The sequence below is a fragment of the Nocardia sp. NPDC056541 genome, from assembly GCF_042794235.1.
Taxonomy (GTDB): Bacteria; Actinomycetota; Actinomycetes; order Mycobacteriales; family Mycobacteriaceae; genus Nocardia.
Genome location: NZ_JBHTUD010000013.1, coordinates 98,650 through 114,308 on the forward strand (window position 1 = coordinate 98,650; position 15,659 = coordinate 114,308).

At 67.9% G+C, this 15,659-nt stretch carries 14 protein-coding genes and 1 tRNA gene; 9 read left to right on the plus strand and 6 right to left on the minus strand.

The window, feature by feature from the left end:
- Window positions 1–31 precede the first annotated feature (31 nt).
- Window positions 32–1,423, plus strand: coding sequence for an MATE family efflux transporter (locus ACFQ9R_RS23010; RefSeq protein WP_378993157.1), 1,392 nt, complete (start codon window positions 32–34; stop codon window positions 1,421–1,423).
- A gap of 57 nt (window positions 1,424–1,480) precedes the next feature.
- Here the strand turns inward: ACFQ9R_RS23010 and ACFQ9R_RS23015 are convergent, their stop codons facing one another.
- From ACFQ9R_RS23015 to mfd, 4 genes are all read right to left on the minus strand, one after another.
- Window positions 1,481–2,056, minus strand: a complete 576-nt coding sequence (locus ACFQ9R_RS23015; protein ID WP_378993159.1) for a TerD family protein — start codon at window positions 2,054–2,056, stop codon at window positions 1,481–1,483.
- Between the two features lie 38 nt (window positions 2,057–2,094).
- Window positions 2,095–2,580, minus strand: coding sequence for a hypothetical protein (locus ACFQ9R_RS23020; protein WP_378993162.1), 486 nt, complete (start codon window positions 2,578–2,580; stop codon window positions 2,095–2,097).
- Window positions 2,581–2,781: 201 nt separating this feature from the next.
- Window positions 2,782–3,477 carry a MazG family protein gene (locus tag ACFQ9R_RS23025; protein WP_378993163.1) on the minus strand — a complete coding sequence of 232 codons (696 nt, stop codon included), beginning with the start codon at window positions 3,475–3,477 and terminating at the stop codon, window positions 2,782–2,784.
- Between the two features lie 8 nt (window positions 3,478–3,485).
- Entirely contained in the window at window positions 3,486–7,100 is a 3,615-nt protein-coding gene (mfd, locus tag ACFQ9R_RS23030) for a transcription-repair coupling factor (RefSeq protein ID WP_378993165.1), read from the minus strand.
- A 218-nt stretch (window positions 7,101–7,318) separates the two neighbouring features.
- Here mfd and ACFQ9R_RS23035 point away from each other — a divergent pair, with 218 nt between their 5' ends.
- On the plus strand, window positions 7,319–8,602 hold the full coding sequence (locus ACFQ9R_RS23035; protein WP_378993167.1) for a hypothetical protein: 1,284 nt from the start codon (window positions 7,319–7,321) through the stop codon (window positions 8,600–8,602).
- Between the two features lie 88 nt (window positions 8,603–8,690).
- Window positions 8,691–9,314: a TIGR03085 family metal-binding protein gene (locus ACFQ9R_RS23040; RefSeq protein ID WP_378993169.1), complete on the plus strand. Its 624-nt coding sequence runs from the start codon at window positions 8,691–8,693 to the stop codon at window positions 9,312–9,314.
- 1 nt (window position 9,315) lies between these two features.
- Here the strand turns inward: ACFQ9R_RS23040 and ACFQ9R_RS23045 are convergent, their stop codons facing one another.
- On the minus strand, window positions 9,316–9,963 hold the full coding sequence (locus ACFQ9R_RS23045) for a TetR/AcrR family transcriptional regulator (protein ID WP_358071707.1): 648 nt from the start codon (window positions 9,961–9,963) through the stop codon (window positions 9,316–9,318).
- A gap of 160 nt (window positions 9,964–10,123) precedes the next feature.
- Window positions 10,124–10,801, minus strand: coding sequence for a TetR/AcrR family transcriptional regulator (locus tag ACFQ9R_RS23050; RefSeq protein ID WP_378993171.1), 678 nt, complete (start codon window positions 10,799–10,801; stop codon window positions 10,124–10,126).
- A gap of 188 nt (window positions 10,802–10,989) precedes the next feature.
- On the opposite strand from ACFQ9R_RS23050, the gene ACFQ9R_RS23055 reads away from it, so the two are divergent.
- The 6 genes from ACFQ9R_RS23055 (at window position 10,990) to ACFQ9R_RS23080 (ending at window position 15,643) form a co-directional block, all read left to right on the plus strand.
- A tRNA-Gln gene (locus tag ACFQ9R_RS23055) sits at window positions 10,990–11,060 on the plus strand.
- 91 nt (window positions 11,061–11,151) lie between these two features.
- A complete protein-coding gene (gene glmU, locus ACFQ9R_RS23060) occupies window positions 11,152–12,642 on the plus strand; it encodes a bifunctional UDP-N-acetylglucosamine diphosphorylase/glucosamine-1-phosphate N-acetyltransferase GlmU (protein WP_378993172.1) in 1,491 nt (496 codons plus the stop codon).
- On the plus strand, window positions 12,639–13,619 hold the full coding sequence (locus ACFQ9R_RS23065) for a ribose-phosphate diphosphokinase (RefSeq protein ID WP_056813833.1): 981 nt from the start codon (window positions 12,639–12,641) through the stop codon (window positions 13,617–13,619). Before glmU ends, ACFQ9R_RS23065 begins: the two co-directional genes overlap by 4 nt.
- 205 nt (window positions 13,620–13,824) lie before the next feature.
- Window positions 13,825–14,451, plus strand: coding sequence for a hypothetical protein (locus ACFQ9R_RS23070; RefSeq protein WP_378993173.1), 627 nt, complete (start codon window positions 13,825–13,827; stop codon window positions 14,449–14,451).
- 86 nt (window positions 14,452–14,537) lie between these two features.
- Window positions 14,538–15,203: a DUF2461 domain-containing protein gene (locus ACFQ9R_RS23075; protein ID WP_378993175.1), complete on the plus strand. Its 666-nt coding sequence runs from the start codon at window positions 14,538–14,540 to the stop codon at window positions 15,201–15,203.
- Window positions 15,204–15,268: 65 nt separating this feature from the next.
- The gene (locus tag ACFQ9R_RS23080) at window positions 15,269–15,643 is read left to right on the plus strand and encodes a hypothetical protein (protein WP_378993177.1); all 375 of its coding nucleotides are present in this window, start codon (window positions 15,269–15,271) and stop codon (window positions 15,641–15,643) included.
- Window positions 15,644–15,659 lie beyond the last annotated feature (16 nt).

Genomic DNA, 15,659 nt, shown 5'->3' on the forward strand with positions numbered 1-15,659 from the left:
TCGCGCGCGAGACGAACCACGGAGCGGGTGGGTGAACGGCACGGCGACCGATAGCAGCGCGCTGGCCAGGCTGGCGACGCCGATCGCGCTCACCCAACTGGCGCAGATCGCGGTCTCGACGACCAATCTCGCGCTGATGGGCACCCTCGGTGTGCGCGAGGTCGCCGCGGGCGGGCTGGCGCTGGTGCTGTTCAACCAGATCCGCACGATGTGCGTCGGGCTGATCACCGGCACCGGGAATCAGATCGCGGGCGCGCTCGGCGCGGCCGGGAAGCGCGGCGGTTCGGCCGACGACGAAGTGCGCGCGGTGGTCCGGGCGGCATTCGTCATTGCGACGATCGCCGGACTGCTCGGCGGCGCGCTGCTGATCGGGCTCGGGTGGGTACTGCCGTGGCTCGGCCAGGATGCCGGTGTGCTCGACGCGGCGCGGCCGATGATGATCGCCCTCGCGCCAGGGTTACTGCCGTGTCTGTGGTTCCAGGTGCTGCGCCAATACACCGTCGGCATGCAGCGGCCCCAGGCGTTGCTGCTGGTCACGCTCGGTTCGGTGGCCTTGAATCTGGTGCTGGCACTGGCCTTCATCCACGGCTGGGCCGGCATTCCGGCGATGGGCCTGACCGGTGTCGGCATCGCGACCTCGCTGGTCTTCCTGATCACCTTCGGGGTGTTCTGGGCGATGGTGCGCCGCGACGAGCAACTCGGCCGCACCCTGCCCTCGACGCCGTGGCCGGTGCGCTGGGCGACCGTGCGCGAGGAACTGCGCCTCGGCACGCCGATCGCGCTCACCTACGGTTCGGAAGCGGGCATGTTCTCGGTGCTCGCGCTGGTGATGGGCAGCTTCGGGCCGGCCGCGCTGGCCGCGCACAATGTGGTCTACCAGATCATCTACATCGTGTTCCAGATGGCGATCGGGCTGTCCCACGGGGCGTCGATCCTGGTGAGCGATGCGGTCGCGCGCGATGAGTTCGGGCACGCGCGGGCGCTGGCCTGGCTGGCGCTGCGGATGGCCGCGGTGATCGCGATCGTCACCGGCGCTGTCTACGTGCTCGCCCCGGACATCGTGCTCGCACCGTTCCTCGATACCACCGACACCGGCACCGTCGCCATCGCGCACACCCTGTTGCTCATCGGCATCGTGCTGCAATTCTTCGACGCCGCCCAGAACATCGGCACCGGGCTCCTGCGTGGTCTGAAGGAGACCTCCGCGGGCTTCCGGCTGTCACTGGTCGGTTACTGGGGCGTGGGCCTGCCCTCAGCGCTGCTGCTCGCCTTCCCGCTGCATCTGGGCGCGGCCGGGGTCTGGTGGGGCTTGACGGCCGGCCTGGCCACCACCGCCGTACTGATGCTGCGCAAGTACTTCGCGCTGCTCGATCAGGCGGGCGTGGTCCCGCCACGACGGGTGCCGGTCACACAATCACGATGACAGCGAGCACAGCGAAGGCGGGCGACACTCGGTCGCCCGCCTTCCTGTCGTGGTTGGTCAGAGATTCACGCCGTAGTCGCGGGCGATGCCCGCCAGGCCCGAGGCGTAACCCTGGCCGACCGCGCGGAACTTCCATTCGCTGTTGTGGCGGTAGAGCTCGCCGAACACCATCGCGGTCTCCGTGGACGCGTCCTCGGACAGGTCGTAGCGCGCCAGTTCCACGCCGGTGTTCGCGTCGGTGACGCGGATGTAGGCGTTGCGGATCTGGCCGAACGACTGGCCACGGGCCTGGGCGTCGTGAATCGACACCGGGAAGAAGATGTTGGTGATCGTCGGCGGGGTGGCGGCCAGATCGACGTTGATGATCTCGTCGTCGCCGTCGCCCTCACCGGTCAGGTTGTCACCGGTGTGCTCGATGGTGCCTTCCGGCGAGCGCAGGTTGTTGTAGAAGACGAAGTGCTGGTCCGAGAGCACTTTCAGATTCGTGCCGGTCGCCAACGCGCTGGCGTCCAGGTCGTGGTCGGCACCGGTGGTGGTACGCACGTCCCAGCCGAGACCGACCGCCACCTTGGTGAGGTTGTCGGTCTGCTTCGACAGCGAGACATTGCCGCCCTTGGCGAGTGTGACGCTCATGAAAACCCTTCTGTCCAGATGGTGTGCCGTAGAGGAACTTACGCTGCGGGCCCGTTGTCGGCCCAGGATCGCAGGGTCTCGACCCGACCCTCCAGCGCCCGCAATTCGGTGTCGTCGAGGACGGTGCGCTGGATGCCACGGTCGACGGCGAACGCGGACTGCCGATGGTCGTCGATCACGTCGACGTCCAGCTGCACCGCGGTGTAATCCGGCGCCGACGGCATCTGCTCGGCGATGACCGTCGCCCGGCCGCGCGCACACAGCGCCACATTGCCGCCGCCCAGAATCAGCAACGCCACCTCCGGCTGTGCCCGCAACCGTGCCAGCGAACCACGATCGGACTTCAAACTGAGGAGAATCCGCCGGTCGTCCGCGCGCACCGGCCACGACACCGGGATCGCGTGCGGCCCCGCGTCGGTGGTCACCAGCACTGCGATGGTTTCCTGCGGCCATACCGGCAACACGTCCAGCTCAGGATGGTCGGCCATCACATCCTGTCCTGCCGGATCTACCTCTGTACCCATCAACCTCACCTCGACGATCGCCGGACCCCTGCCCCGCCGCGGACGGCGAGCTGCTTCGAGTCTAAAGCTGTGTGGCCCTTGCCCGCTGGCGCGCGCACGATTGTCCACAAGATCTCAGCAACGTCTCAGCCGCCGACGCCGTCCACCCACCCACCGAGCATCGTTAGCTCAGCGGTAGCCGACACCGTCGGCGGGTGATGCTCAGCGCGGCCAGAAGGTATGCCAGTCATCCGCGCCGAGCGGGGACCGAGCGCCTCGTTCGGCTTCGGCGGCGTCCTCGGCGGCGCGGATGGCGGTGGCGAAGTCGACGGCCGCTGTGCGGAGCCGTTCCTCGGCCGAATCAGGCCCGCCCAGTTCCACCACGCGCAGGGTGTCCGGGACGAGGTCGGCGGGCAGGCCCGCGTTGGCGCTGCGGGTGCGGATCTTCTCGGCGAGAGCGAGAGCGGGCTGGGCCATGGCGATGCCGTCGAGGCAGGAGCGGCGGGATTTCTCCGCGGATTTGCGCTCCTCCCACGCCTTTTCCTGCGCCGCGATCTTGGCGGCCACCGAGGTACCCGAGGAGAAATCGGCATCGGTGAGGTAGGGACTGCGATGGACGAGTTTGCCGACCAGGGTCGCCGCCACGTCGTCGACGGTGAACTCGCCCGCGTGTTCGGCGATTCGAGAGTGGAACAGCACCTGCAACAGCAGGTCGCCGAGTTCTTCCTTGATGGTTTCGGCGTCGCCCGCCTGGATGGCGTCGAGGAGTTCGTAGGTCTCCTCGAGGAGATAGGGGCGCAGCGAATCGTGGGTTTGGGTGCGCTCCCAGCCGCCGAAATGCCAGAGGCGATCCATCACCTCGACGGCGTCGGACAGTCCCGCGGCGACGACCGCGGTGTCGGCCTGTTCCTGGGACATCTCCTGGCTCATCGCGCCGCCGCGGCTTCCGTCGGCACCGAAAGATCCACCATCCCCTGGGGTTTACCGTCCAGCACCAGCAGCAGATCGGCGACGAATTGCAGCACTGCCACGTCGCGCACCCGGTCGGCGCCGACGCTGTCGGTGATCCGCGGCAGCGGCAAGGTGATCAGCCCGCTCGCCGGGCGATAGTTGGCCGCGGGGTAGATCCGCTTGAGCCGAAGCTGTTTGGAATCAGGAAGATTCAGCGGCGCGATCTTCAGCGACGAGCCGGTGACCACGATCTCGGACACGTCGTACTCGCGCGCGAGCAGGCGCAGCTTGGCCACCGCCACCAGTCGCCCGACCTCCACCGGCAGCGGGCCGTAGCGGTCGACGAGCTCCTCGACGACCGCGGCCAGAGCCGAATCGTCCTGGGCGGAAGCGAGTTTGCGATAGCCCTCGAGCCGCAGCCGGTCGCTGGCGATGTAGTCGGGCGGGATGTGCGCGTCGACGGGCAGATCGATGCGCACCTCCTTGTTCTCCTCGGTGACGATCGGCTTGCCGTCGGCGGCCGCGCGGTAGGCCTCCACGGCCTCGCCGACCAGTCGCACGTACAGGTCGAAGCCGACACCGGCGACGTGACCGGACTGTTCGGCGCCGAGCACATTGCCCGCGCCGCGGATCTCGAGGTCCTTCATCGCCACGGCCATACCCGCACCCAGATCGGAGTTCTGCGCGATGGTGGCCAGGCGGTCGTAGGCGGTCTCGGTGAGCGGCTTCTCCGGCGGATACAGGAAGTACGCGTAGCCGCGCTCACGGGAACGACCGACCCGACCACGCAACTGGTGCAGCTGCGAAAGGCCGAGGGAATCGGCACGTTCCACGATCAGCGTGTTCGCGTTGGAGATGTCGAGGCCGGTCTCGATGATCGTGGTGCACACGAGCACGTCGTATTCGCGCTCCCAGAATCCCTGCACGGTCTTCTCGAGCTGGTCCTCGTTCATCTGACCGTGCGCGACGACGACGCGCGCCTCGGGCACCAGATCGCGAATCTTCTTGGCGGCCTTGTCGATCGAGGACACCCGGTTGTGCACGTAGAACACCTGACCGTCGCGCATCAGCTCGCGGCGGATGGCGGCGGTGACCTGCTTGTCGTTGTAGGCGCCCACATAGGTGAGCACCGGATGACGCTCCTCGGGCGGGGTGAGGATGGTCGACATCTCGCGGATGCCGGCCAGGCTCATCTCCAGGGTGCGCGGGATCGGAGTGGCCGACATGGTGAGCACGTCGACGTGGGTGCGCAGCGCCTTGATGTGTTCCTTGTGCTCCACACCGAAGCGCTGTTCCTCGTCGACCACCACCAGGCCGAGGTCCTTCCAGCGCACACCGGTCTGCAGCAGCCGGTGGGTGCCGACCACGATGTCGACCGAGCCGTCGGCCAGCCCGGCCAGGATCTCCTTGGAGTCGGAGGCATCGGTGAACCGGGACAGCCCCTTCACCGTCACCGGGAAGCCGGCGACGCGTTCGGTGAAGGTCTGTAGGTGCTGCTGGGCGAGCAGCGTGGTGGGCACCAGCACGGCGACCTGCTTGCCGTCCTGCACCGCCTTGAACGCGGCCCGCACGGCGATCTCGGTCTTGCCGTAGCCCACGTCGCCGCAGACCACGCGGTCCATCGGCACCGCCTTCTCCATGTCCGACTTCACGTCGGTGATGGCGGTCATCTGGTCGACGGTCTCGGTGAACGCGAACGCGTCCTCCATCTCCTGCTGCCACGGGGTGTCCGGGGCGAAGGCGTGACCCGGCGCGGCCTGGCGCGCGGCGTAGAGCTGCACGAGCTCACCCGCGATCTCGCGAACGGCCTTGCGCGCCTTGCGTTTCGTGTTCGCCCAGTCGGAGCCGCCGAGCTTGGACAGGCTCGGCAGTTCGCCGCCGACGTAGCGGGAGAGCTGGTCCAGCGATTCCATCGGCACGAACAGGCGGTCGCCGGGCTGGCCGCGCTTGCTCGGCGCGTATTCGATCACCAGGTACTCGCGGCGCGCGCCGCCGATGGTGCGCTCGATCATCTCGACGAACCGGCCGATGCCGTGCTGGTCGTGCACCACCATGTCGCCCGAGGTGAGGGCGAGCGGGTCGACCTGGTTGCGGCGCTTGGCGGGCAGCCGCTTGCCCTCGGTGGGCGCGGTGACCCGGTTGCCGGTGAGATCGGACTCGGCGACGACCACCAGTCCGGCATCGTCGAAGATCAGCCCGTCGTGCAGCGAACCACACAGCACGCCCACCACTCCCGGCTCCGGCACCCCACCGGCGGGCAGCAGCGCGGCGGGCACTTCGGCCTCGCCGAGCCGTTCCAGTACCCGCTGCGCCGTGCCGTGACCGGTGACCACGACGACCGCGCGACCGCCGGTGGCGACATGCGCGCGCAGCGACGCGAAGATGGTGGCGACCAGTTCCTCGGACCCGCGGGCGGTGGGCCCGGCGGCCACCGGCAGGTTCACCTCGATCGGGTCGCCGGAGCTGAGCGGGCTCAGCGTCCACCACGGCAGGCCGAGTTCGTCCGCACTGGTGTGCAATTCGGGCAGGCTGCGGTAGCCGGAGGCAGCCAGGTCGAGGCCGTTGGCGCCCAGCGGCGCGTCGCTACCGAACGAGGCGGCGGTCCACGAGGCTTCGAGGAACTCCTCGCCGGTACGCACGAGATCGGCTGCGCGGGTACGGATCTTCTCCGGGTCGCACAGCAGCAACTGGGTGCCCCCGGGCAGCGCCTCGGTGAGCAGGCTGAGCTTGCCCGGCGCGAGGACCGGCAGCAGGGCCTCCATGCCGTCGACGGGGATGCCCTCGGCGATCTTGTTCAGCATCTCGACCAGGGAGGCGTCGGCCTCGTTGTCGGCGGCGACCGCGGTGGCGCGCTCGCGCACCGGCGTGGTGAGCAGCAACTCGCGACACGGCGGCGCGACCACCATCTCGACGGTGCTCTCGGTGAGCGATCGCTGATCGGCGACCGAGAACGGGCGGATCTCGGTCACCTCGTCGCCCCAGAACTCCACGCGCACCGGATGATCCGCCGTCGGCGCGAACAGATCGAGGATGCCGCCACGCACCGCGAACTCGCCGCGCTTGCCGACCATGTCGACGCGGGTGTACGCGAATTCCACCAGGCGAGTGAGCAATTCGTCGAAATCGTGTTCGCCGCCGACCCGCAGCACCACCGGCTCGATATCGCCGAGCCCGGCCGTCATCGGCTGCATCAGCGAACGCACCGTGGTGACCACCACCCGCAGCGGTTCGGGGTAGACGGGGTCTTCGGGATGGGCCAGCCTGCGTAGTACCTCGAGCCTGCGCCCGACCGTGTCGGGGCCGGGCGAGAGGCGTTCGTGCGGCAGGGTCTCCCAGGACGGGAACATGGCGACCGACGGGCCGAGCATCTCGGTGAGTTCCACGGTCAGATCGTCGGCCTCACGACCGGTGGCGGTCACCACCACCAGGGGACGCTGATCGGCGATCGTCGCGGCGACGAACGGCCGCACGGCCGACGGCGCGACCAATTCCACCCCGGATTTGCCGACCAGATCGGTGACCGTCCGCAGCGCGGCGTCACCCGCGACCACTTCGGCCAGACCGGCGAGCGGAGGACGAAGGGAGGACATTGTTCGCTCCTGAATACGCAGACGGGATAGGCGAGGCAGCCCGTCTCGAAGTCTAGATGAGTGATTCCCGGGGGTCGGCCCGCGGCTGACCCCGGGTGTGAGCCGACTCAGGAGCGACGGATGCCTTGTGAGAGACATCACAGTCGGAACATCGACCAATCACCGAGCGCACCCACCACGAATCTCCGAAAGCTATACGTCTATCGAGTGGGTGATCTATGACGACCACAGTCGGAATATCAGCGGAACGCACTGTCGTCAGGGGGGTGCTCCTGTCCAACGCACCGGGGAAGAAATCCGAGGTCCTTCAGTCGGTCGAGCAGCGTGTCGAAGACGGGGGCTCGATCGTCCACGCACTCGACGCCCTCGCCGAGGCAGCCCCGGTGATCGCGGATGTCGCCGTGGCGTATCACACTGCGCAGGACCGGCAACAGATCGTCTCGGAGCTCGCGGCCGGCCCGTGGCACACATCATCGCTGGTTTCGACCCGATCGGCACTGTTCGCGCTGGTCGGTGACATGCCGGAACTCGATGAGTTCGGGACCGTGGTGCTGCTAGACCTCGCCGATCACGCCGCGACCGCCGTCGTGGTCGGACCGGATCGTCGGCAGATCCTGGCCTCGGACGCCTGGACCACCGGTATTGCCGAGGGCGCCTCGGCCGACGGTCTCGCGGAATCGTTCGATACCGACGCGATGACCGAGACGATCGGTCGCGTGCGGTCGGTGCTGGCGTCGATCCCGGCGCACCCCGACGCGGTGGCCCTCTGTGGTTCGTCGGCCGCTGATCCCGAGATCGCGGGCGCCCTGCGCTACGAACTCACCGCGCGCGTGGTCCTCGTCCCGGACTTCGCGCAGGCGACGGCGCGCGCAGCCGCGCTGATCGCCGCCGGCCAGGTGCGCAGGCAACTCGCCGAACCACCGCAGGCGCCTCGCCGCCACCGGCGGCTACTGCTGACCGCGGCGGCCCTCGCGGCCTTTCTCGGCGTCGCCGGATTCGCCGCGTCGCAGGCACTGGAGGAGAACTCGCCTGCCATGAACGCGGGTTCCCCCGGCACGACCAGCCTCGCTCCACCGTCGCCCTCAGCGCCTGCCACTGTCGAGACAACCCCTGATGCCTCGCTTCCGGCCTCGCCGCAAGATCGAACCCAACCTGTGACACCTGCTCCGGCAGCGGCGCCGAACCACTCAGCGCCGGCTCCCGCTCCAGCGCCACCGTCAGCTGCTACGGCCCCCACCACCGCCGGGCCTCGTGATCCAGAACCGCCCACCTGGGTTCCGGCACCCGAAGCCGGTCCCACAGACTCCCCCGAACCGGCGGACACACCGGAAGCGGCCGCACCGAGTGCCGCTGCGACCCCGGCAAAGGTCGGCGCCCCAGGTCCGCAAGGGCTGTTCCCGGGAGAATCACCACCCCCGGCGGCAGGCTCTGACCCCGCGGCGGAACAGGCGTGGTGGGCCAACCATTGGAACCTCAAGCGACGGTGGATGAACGGCGGCTGACGCGCTACAGGCCCGGGATCGCTCGGGAGGCGGCTGCTTGTCGACAGGCTCGGCGCCGTGGATGTCGCGATACGCGTAGGGTCGAGGCGTGAGTCTGGCTCGACGTGAACGCCACGCCCTCGTGGAAACGATGACCGAGGCCGGCCCTGCCGCGCCGACCCTGTGTGGCACCTGGACGGTGCACGACCTCGCGGCCCACCTGGTGGTCCGCGAACGCAGGCCCGACGCGTCGGTGGGCATCGTCTTCCGGCCGATGGCCGGCTACCTGGAGGCCAAGCAGGCCCAGATCGCGCAGCGGCCGTTCGCCGAACTGCTCGAGCTGGTCCGCACCGGGCCGCCGTGGTGGTCGCCGTTGCGCCCGGTCGACGCGGTGGCCAATCTCAGCGAGATGTTCGTCCACCACGAAGACGTGCGCAGGTCCGAACCGGGCTGGGAGCCAAGGCAATTGGCGGCGCGCGACGAGGACCGCCTGTGGACCGCACTGCGCACCGTCGCACGCGCGGCCTACCGCAAGTCGCCGGTTCCGGTTGTCCTCGCGACGCCGCAGGGAGCCCGGATCACGGCGCACCGTGGCGACGGCGCCGAAGTGGTGCTCACCGGCACGCCGTCGGAGCTGCTCCTGCACGCCTTCGGCCGCGACGAAGTCCGGATCACCCCGACCGGACCCGAGGCCGACGTGCGGACGGTGCTCGCCACCGACCGCAGCGTGTGAACTAGACGACGTAGCGGCGCAGCCTGCGCGCCGCGAACTCCCGGAAGTACGACAGCTTCTCCGGCGGCACCAGCGAGGGCAGCAGGAAGTACCAGGCCCGTTCCATCCGCGCCGCCATCTGCTCCATCGACTCGGTGCCGACCGCGACGATGTGCACGCCCGCGGTCAGTTCCTGGAGCAGCACACCGACCACCTCGGGATCGAGGTCGGCGATCAGGTCGCCCTGGGCGATGGCCCGCTCCGACAGCAACCGGTAGGTCTCGCCCCAGGTCTTGGCGATGTTGTCGCCCTGCGCGCCGCGATAGTCACCGATCTGGTGGGTGAGCTTGAGCATCGCGCCCACCATCGGATCGTTCATCGACAGATCGGCCACCACGTAGGTGATCCCGACGGCCGCCTCCAGCGCGGGCACCCGGGAATCGAAGAAACCCTGACAGGATCCGGTCAGGCGCTCGTTGCCCTGATCGACCACCGCCCTGGCCAGCTCCTCCTTGGAGCCGAAGTGAAAGTACAAGGCGCCCTTGGTCACATTGGACTGCGCGATGATTTCGCTGAGGCTCGCGTTGGCGTAGCCCAAACGGAGAAAGACATCGGCAGCGCCAGCAAGGACGGAGTCGCGGGTGATCTCCGCGCGTGCTTGCCTAGCCATCAGATCCGCCTGTCATCCAATAATCCAGCCATCCTGAAGTAGACCGACATCCCGAAATTTGCTCGACATACCGCCCGGCAGCACCCAAAAGGATGGGTGAACCGTACCACCAGGCGGCAAAGTGGCAGCCGAATCATGGATTCGGTCCACGTTGCTTGCGCTAACGTCCGGTTACCCCACCGCTGGTCGGCGTAGTCCCCGTATTCCATTCGGAGCTGAGCCCCGGTTCGGCTTCCAAATGACTCAAACCGTTCCAACACAGGTTGACCAGGTGCGCCGCGACCACCTCTTTGGGCGGGGTGCGCTCGTCGAGCCACCACGTGGCGGTGGTCGAGACCATGCCGACCAGAGCCTGGGCATAGAGCGGGGCGAGGCTGGTATCGAGATCGCGACGGCCGAAATCACCGGCGAGCAGATGGGCCACCTGATTCACGGCCTCGTTGAGCAGGCTCGAGTAGCGACCGTCGGAGTTGGCGGCGGGCTGGTCGCGGACCAGGATCCGAAAACCGTCGGTCCGCTCCTCGATGTAGGTGAGCAAGGCCAGCGCCACCTGCTCTAATCGCACCCGCGATCGATTGCGGGTGAGCGAGGAGGTGACCATTTCCAGCAACATCGACATCTCGCGATCGACGACCACCGCGTAGAGGCCCTCCTTGCCACCGAAATGCTCGTAGACCACCGGCTTCGACACCTGCGCTCGCTGCGCGATCTCCTCGATCGATGTCGCGTCGTACCCCCGCTCCGCGAACAAGGCGCGACCGATCTCGATCAGCTGCTGCCTGCGCTGCGTACCCGTCATCCTGGGCCTGGTGGCCCGCCCCGGCTCACTGGACGACATGCGTGCCCCCGCCTCTCCGCGTTTCGACTCACGAGAAATCAGTACGTGCGTTCCAGAAGGCTAACAACGGCATCCGAGCACGGACGCGACAGGCGTACACAAGATTCGCCCGAGGGCGGGATCGTGTGCGAGGATCACTGGCGTGCCGTAGCACAGTGGTGGGCTCCGAGAGCCCACTGGTGTGGCGATCCGCCGTAGTGTAATGGCAGCACCTCTGATTTTGGTTCAGATAGTTCAGGTTCGAGTCCTGGCGGCGGAGCACACGGACACACAGTGACGTATCGTCGGCCCGCACCATCTACCGACCGAACCCGCCACAGCACTCGCTGACAGGCAGCCGAGGGAGATCCATGCCACCGCAGACCGCCGTCGTCGTTCTCGCAGCAGGTGCTGGAACGCGAATGCGGTCGAAGACTCCGAAAGTGCTGCACCCGTTAGCAGGACGGTCGATGCTCTCGCACGCGCTGCACGCCGCCGTCGAGATCGATCCGACCCACCTGATCACCGTTGTCGGGCACGACCGGGACAAGGTCGGAGCCGCCGTCGCGGACGTGGGTAAGGAACTCGGCCGTGAGATCGTGTGCGCGGTGCAGGAGCAGCAGCTCGGAACCGGACACGCGGTGCAGTGCGCACTGGGTTCGATCCCCGCGGACTTCGACGGCGACCTTCTCGTCACCTCGGCCGATGTGCCGCTGCTCGACGGGCACACGCTGTCCGCGCTGCTCGACGAGCACCGCAGCTACGCCGAACGGCCCGCCGTGACGGTGCTGACCTTCGTGCCCGACGACGCCAACGGTTACGGCCGGATCGTGCGCGACGACGACGGCCAGCTCGCCGAGATCGTCGAGCACGCCGACGCCACCCCCGAACAGGCCAAGATCAAAGAGGTCAACTCCGGCGTCTACGCGTTCGACGCGTCGGTACTGCGCACCATGATCGGGCGGCTGTCCACCGCCAACGCCCAGCACGAGCTCTATCTCACCGACGTGCTTCGACTGGCCCGCGAGGCCGGTCGCCCCGTGCACGGCGCGCGACTGGTCGACTCGAACAAGGTCACCGGCGTGAACGACCGGGTGCAGCTGTCCCAGGCGGGCGCCACCCTCAATCGCTACATTCTCGAACGCCACATGCGCGCGGGCGTCACCATCATCGACCCGGCGACCACCTGGATCGACGCGAGTGTGCGGATCGGGCGCGACGCCGTGCTGCGGCCCGGTACCCAGCTCTTCGGCAGCACCGAGATCGGCGAGGACGCCGAGATCGGGCCCGACACCACGCTCACCGACGTGCTCGTCGGAGTCGGCGCGAGTGTGATCCGAACGCACGGAACGCACGCTCAGATCGGCGACGGCGCGTCCATCGGCCCGTTCAGCTACCTCCGCCCCGGCACCGTCGTGGGCGAGGAAGGCAAACTCGGCGCGTTCGTCGAGACCAAGAACGCCTCGATCGGCGCGCACTCGAAGGTGCCCCACCTCACCTACGTCGGCGACGCGACGATCGGCGAGCACAGCAACATCGGCGCTTCCAGCGTTTTTGTGAACTATGACGGAGTGAACAAGCACCACACCGTGGTTGGTTCCCATGTGCGAACAGGTAGCGACACCATGTTCATCGCGCCGGTCACCGTGGGTGACGGCGCCTATACGGGTGCGGGTACTGTACTGCGCAGAAGCGTTCCACCGGGTGCACTTGCTGTGTCGGGTGGGCCACAGCGCACTTTTGAAAACTGGGTGCAGCGCTACCGTCCAGGAACCGCTGCGGCGCGCGCGGCGGCGGAAGCCATCGCGGCAGACGAGACGTCTTCGAAGACAATCGAGCAAAAGGATGGCAACCAGCAGTGACCGCGTTCTCGATCGACAACCAGAAGAACTTGATGCTCTTCGCCGGCCGGTCACATCCTGAGCTGGCCGAGCAGGTCGCCAAGGAACTCGACGTCGACATCACCCCGCAGACCGCGCGTGACTTCGCCAACGGTGAGATCTTCGTCCGGTTCGAGGAGTCGGTCCGCGGTTCCGATGCCTTCGTGCTGCAGAGCTTCCCCGCGCCGCTCAACCAGTGGCTGATGGAACAGCTCATCATGATCGACGCGCTCAAGCGCGGTTCGGCCAAGCGGATCACCGCGGTGCTGCCGTTCTACCCGTACGCGCGCCAGGACAAGAAGCACCGCGGCCGCGAGCCGATCTCGGCCCGCCTGGTCGCCGACCTGCTCAAGACCGCGGGCGCCGATCGCATCATCAGCGTCGACCTACACACCGACCAGATCCAGGGCTTCTTCGACGGCCCCGTCGATCACATGCACGCGCTGGTGCAGCTGTCGGACTACATCCGCACCAACTACCCGTCGGACAACCTCGCGGTCGTCTCCCCCGACGCCGGCCGCGTGAAGGTCGCCGAGAAGTGGGCCGACGCGCTCGGTGGCACGCCGCTGGCGTTCATCCACAAGACCCGCGACCCGCTGGTGCCCAACCAGGTGAAGTCCAACCGCGTCGTCGGTGACGTCGAAGGCCGCACCTGCGTGCTGATCGACGACATGATCGACACCGGTGGCACCATCGCCGGTGCGGTGAAGGTCCTCAAGGAAGCCGGCGCGGGCGACGTCATCATCGCGGCCACCCACGGTGTGCTCAGCGATCCGGCCGCCGAGCGCCTCGCCAACTGTGGCGCCAGGGAAGTCGTCATCACCAACACGCTGCCGATCAGCGAGGACAAGAAGTTCCCGACGCTGACCGTGCTGTCGATCGCGCCGCTGCTGGCCCGCACCATCCGCGAGGTCTTCGAGAACGGCTCGGTCACGGGCCTGTTCAACGGCAACGCCTAACCGCCTCCCCGCGACTTTTGGCCAGACTGAGGCGCGGGGTGGGGTGGGGACGCGGCAAGCCTTCAGAGGTTGAGGGTTAGCTCGTGCCCGGTGAGTTACCCATGTTCTCTCGAGACCAGTCGGTGCGTTTGTCCTCGGACAATGGCGCACCGGCTGGTCTTTGGTGCATGGTGGTCCTGTAATTCGGGACGTTATAGGGGGCGGCATGGGGACTGAGCCGGAGCGGCGGGTCGAACTCGGTAAGGATCAGGGTGTGCCGCGGGTGCAGGACGCGCCGGAAGTGGCTGATCCGGTGGGCGGGGAACCATGGGGTGGGATCGCCGATCCGGTAACCCCTGACGACGCGACGTCGTATCCCCCACCGCCCGTCGCTCAGCCCTGGGCAGGGGTCGCGAATCCGGCTGTCGAGTTGCCGCCGTACCCGCCGCCACCGCCGGGGCCGATGTTTCCCGCGCCCGGGTATCCCGCTGTCGGCAATGCCGCGCCGATATATCCCGCTTCGGGCTATCCGCCGCCTGGTCGGGCTCCTTACGGAGCGCCGCAATACCCGGGGCAGTTCCCGTCGCCGCCTCCGCCGGGGTATGGCTACCGGGACAGCACGCCGGTGTGGTCGATCATCAGCTTCTGTTGTGTCGCGGCGTCGGTGCTCGGCGGGGTGATGCTGTGCGGGCTGCCGGTGCTCGTCACCGCGCCGACGGGAGTCGTGCTCGGGCTGGTCGGACATGCCAAGGGTGAGCCGATGGGCAAGTGGGCGGCGATCGCCAACGGGGCCATCGCGGCGTTGGCCGCGGTTCTGGTGCTCGTGTTCGTGGCACTGATCGGCGGTCTGTGAGCCTCGGCGGGCGATACTGGTAGGGGTAGCCGGCTCGATCGCCACGCCGCCCCCGTCCCCGAACAGAACTGAGAAACGCCGCACCGATGGACGCTTTCACCGGATTCCCGCTCGCCGGACTCGACTTCTACGAAGACCTGGAGGCCGACAACTCGAAGGCCTTCTGGAACGCGCACAAACACCTCTACGACGAGGCCGTGCGCGCACCGATGGTCGCGCTCGCCGCCGAACTGGCGGCGGAATTCGGACAGGCCAAGATCTTTCGGCCCTACCGTGACGTCCGATTCTCGGCCGACAAACTGCCCTACAAAACCCACCAGGGCGCGGTGGCGGGAGTGTCGCCCGGCGTCGGCTGGTACGTGCAGATCGGGGCGGCGGGATTGTTCGTCGCGGGCGGCTGCTTCCGGCCCTCGCCCACCGCCTTGGCTGTCCTGCGGGCCACGATCGACGACGAGGTGCGCGGCGCGGAACTGGAGAAGATCCTGGCCGCGACGACGGCAGCCGGTTTCACCCTCGGCGGCGACAAGCTCAAAACCAAGCCGAAGGGCTACGCCATCGACCATCCACGCATCGACCTGCTGCGTCACAAGTCCCTGACCGTGCACCGCGAGTTCGGCGCACCGGAGTGGCTCACCACCCCGGCCGCGGCCACCGAGATCCGCCGCGCCTGGAACGACCTGCGCCCGCTCGTCGAATGGTTCGCCGCCGTCCTCCACGGCGTCCCGGAGGACACCAGCGGCAGACGCCCGTAGCCGACGACCGCCCGGCCCGGGCGTGGTTCGTGACGGACGGCCGTCGGAGGCCGATACTGGAGACCATGAGCCGTGAACCGTTGGACATGGACATGGGCGACGACGATCAAGCCGACGACATCGTCGAATACGAACGCTATGTGGAAGACCCGCCCGCCGACTATGTGATCCGCAATCACGAAGCCGACGCCGACGGCTTCCTCGGCATCAACGAGGAAATCTCCGAGGAGTACACCGAGCGCGGGTCCAGCCGGGAGGCGATGGAAGAGGACGAACGCCCCGCCGAGGAAGGCGCGATGCGCGTGGTCGGCGACGACGATGTCGACGGCGCCCTCTTCGACGACGACGCCGTCAACGGCGAGGAAGGCGTCGAAAAAGACCTGGAGGGCGACGAGAACCTCACCAGCGGCGAATACCTCGCCGACGAACTCGACCTCTGACCACCCATCCCGCGCG

Coding starts and splice junctions, on each gene's coding strand:
- ACFQ9R_RS23015 (WP_378993159.1), bottom strand. CDS start 2,056: ATGAGCGTCACACTCGCCAAGGGCGGCAATGTCTCGCTGTCGAAGCAG.
- ACFQ9R_RS23020 (WP_378993162.1), bottom strand. CDS start 2,580: ATGGGTACAGAGGTAGATCCGGCAGGACAGGATGTGATGGCCGACCAT.
- ACFQ9R_RS23025 (WP_378993163.1), bottom strand. CDS start 3,477: ATGTCCCAGGAACAGGCCGACACCGCGGTCGTCGCCGCGGGACTGTCC.
- mfd (WP_378993165.1), bottom strand. CDS start 7,100: ATGTCCTCCCTTCGTCCTCCGCTCGCCGGTCTGGCCGAAGTGGTCGCG.
- ACFQ9R_RS23035 (WP_378993167.1), top strand. CDS start 7,319: ATGACGACCACAGTCGGAATATCAGCGGAACGCACTGTCGTCAGGGGG.
- ACFQ9R_RS23045 (WP_358071707.1), bottom strand. CDS start 9,963: ATGGCTAGGCAAGCACGCGCGGAGATCACCCGCGACTCCGTCCTTGCT.
- ACFQ9R_RS23050 (WP_378993171.1), bottom strand. CDS start 10,801: ATGTCGTCCAGTGAGCCGGGGCGGGCCACCAGGCCCAGGATGACGGGT.
- glmU (WP_378993172.1), top strand. CDS start 11,152: ATGCCACCGCAGACCGCCGTCGTCGTTCTCGCAGCAGGTGCTGGAACG.
- ACFQ9R_RS23070 (WP_378993173.1), top strand. CDS start 13,825: ATGGGGACTGAGCCGGAGCGGCGGGTCGAACTCGGTAAGGATCAGGGT.
- ACFQ9R_RS23075 (WP_378993175.1), top strand. CDS start 14,538: ATGGACGCTTTCACCGGATTCCCGCTCGCCGGACTCGACTTCTACGAA.
- ACFQ9R_RS23080 (WP_378993177.1), top strand. CDS start 15,269: ATGAGCCGTGAACCGTTGGACATGGACATGGGCGACGACGATCAAGCC.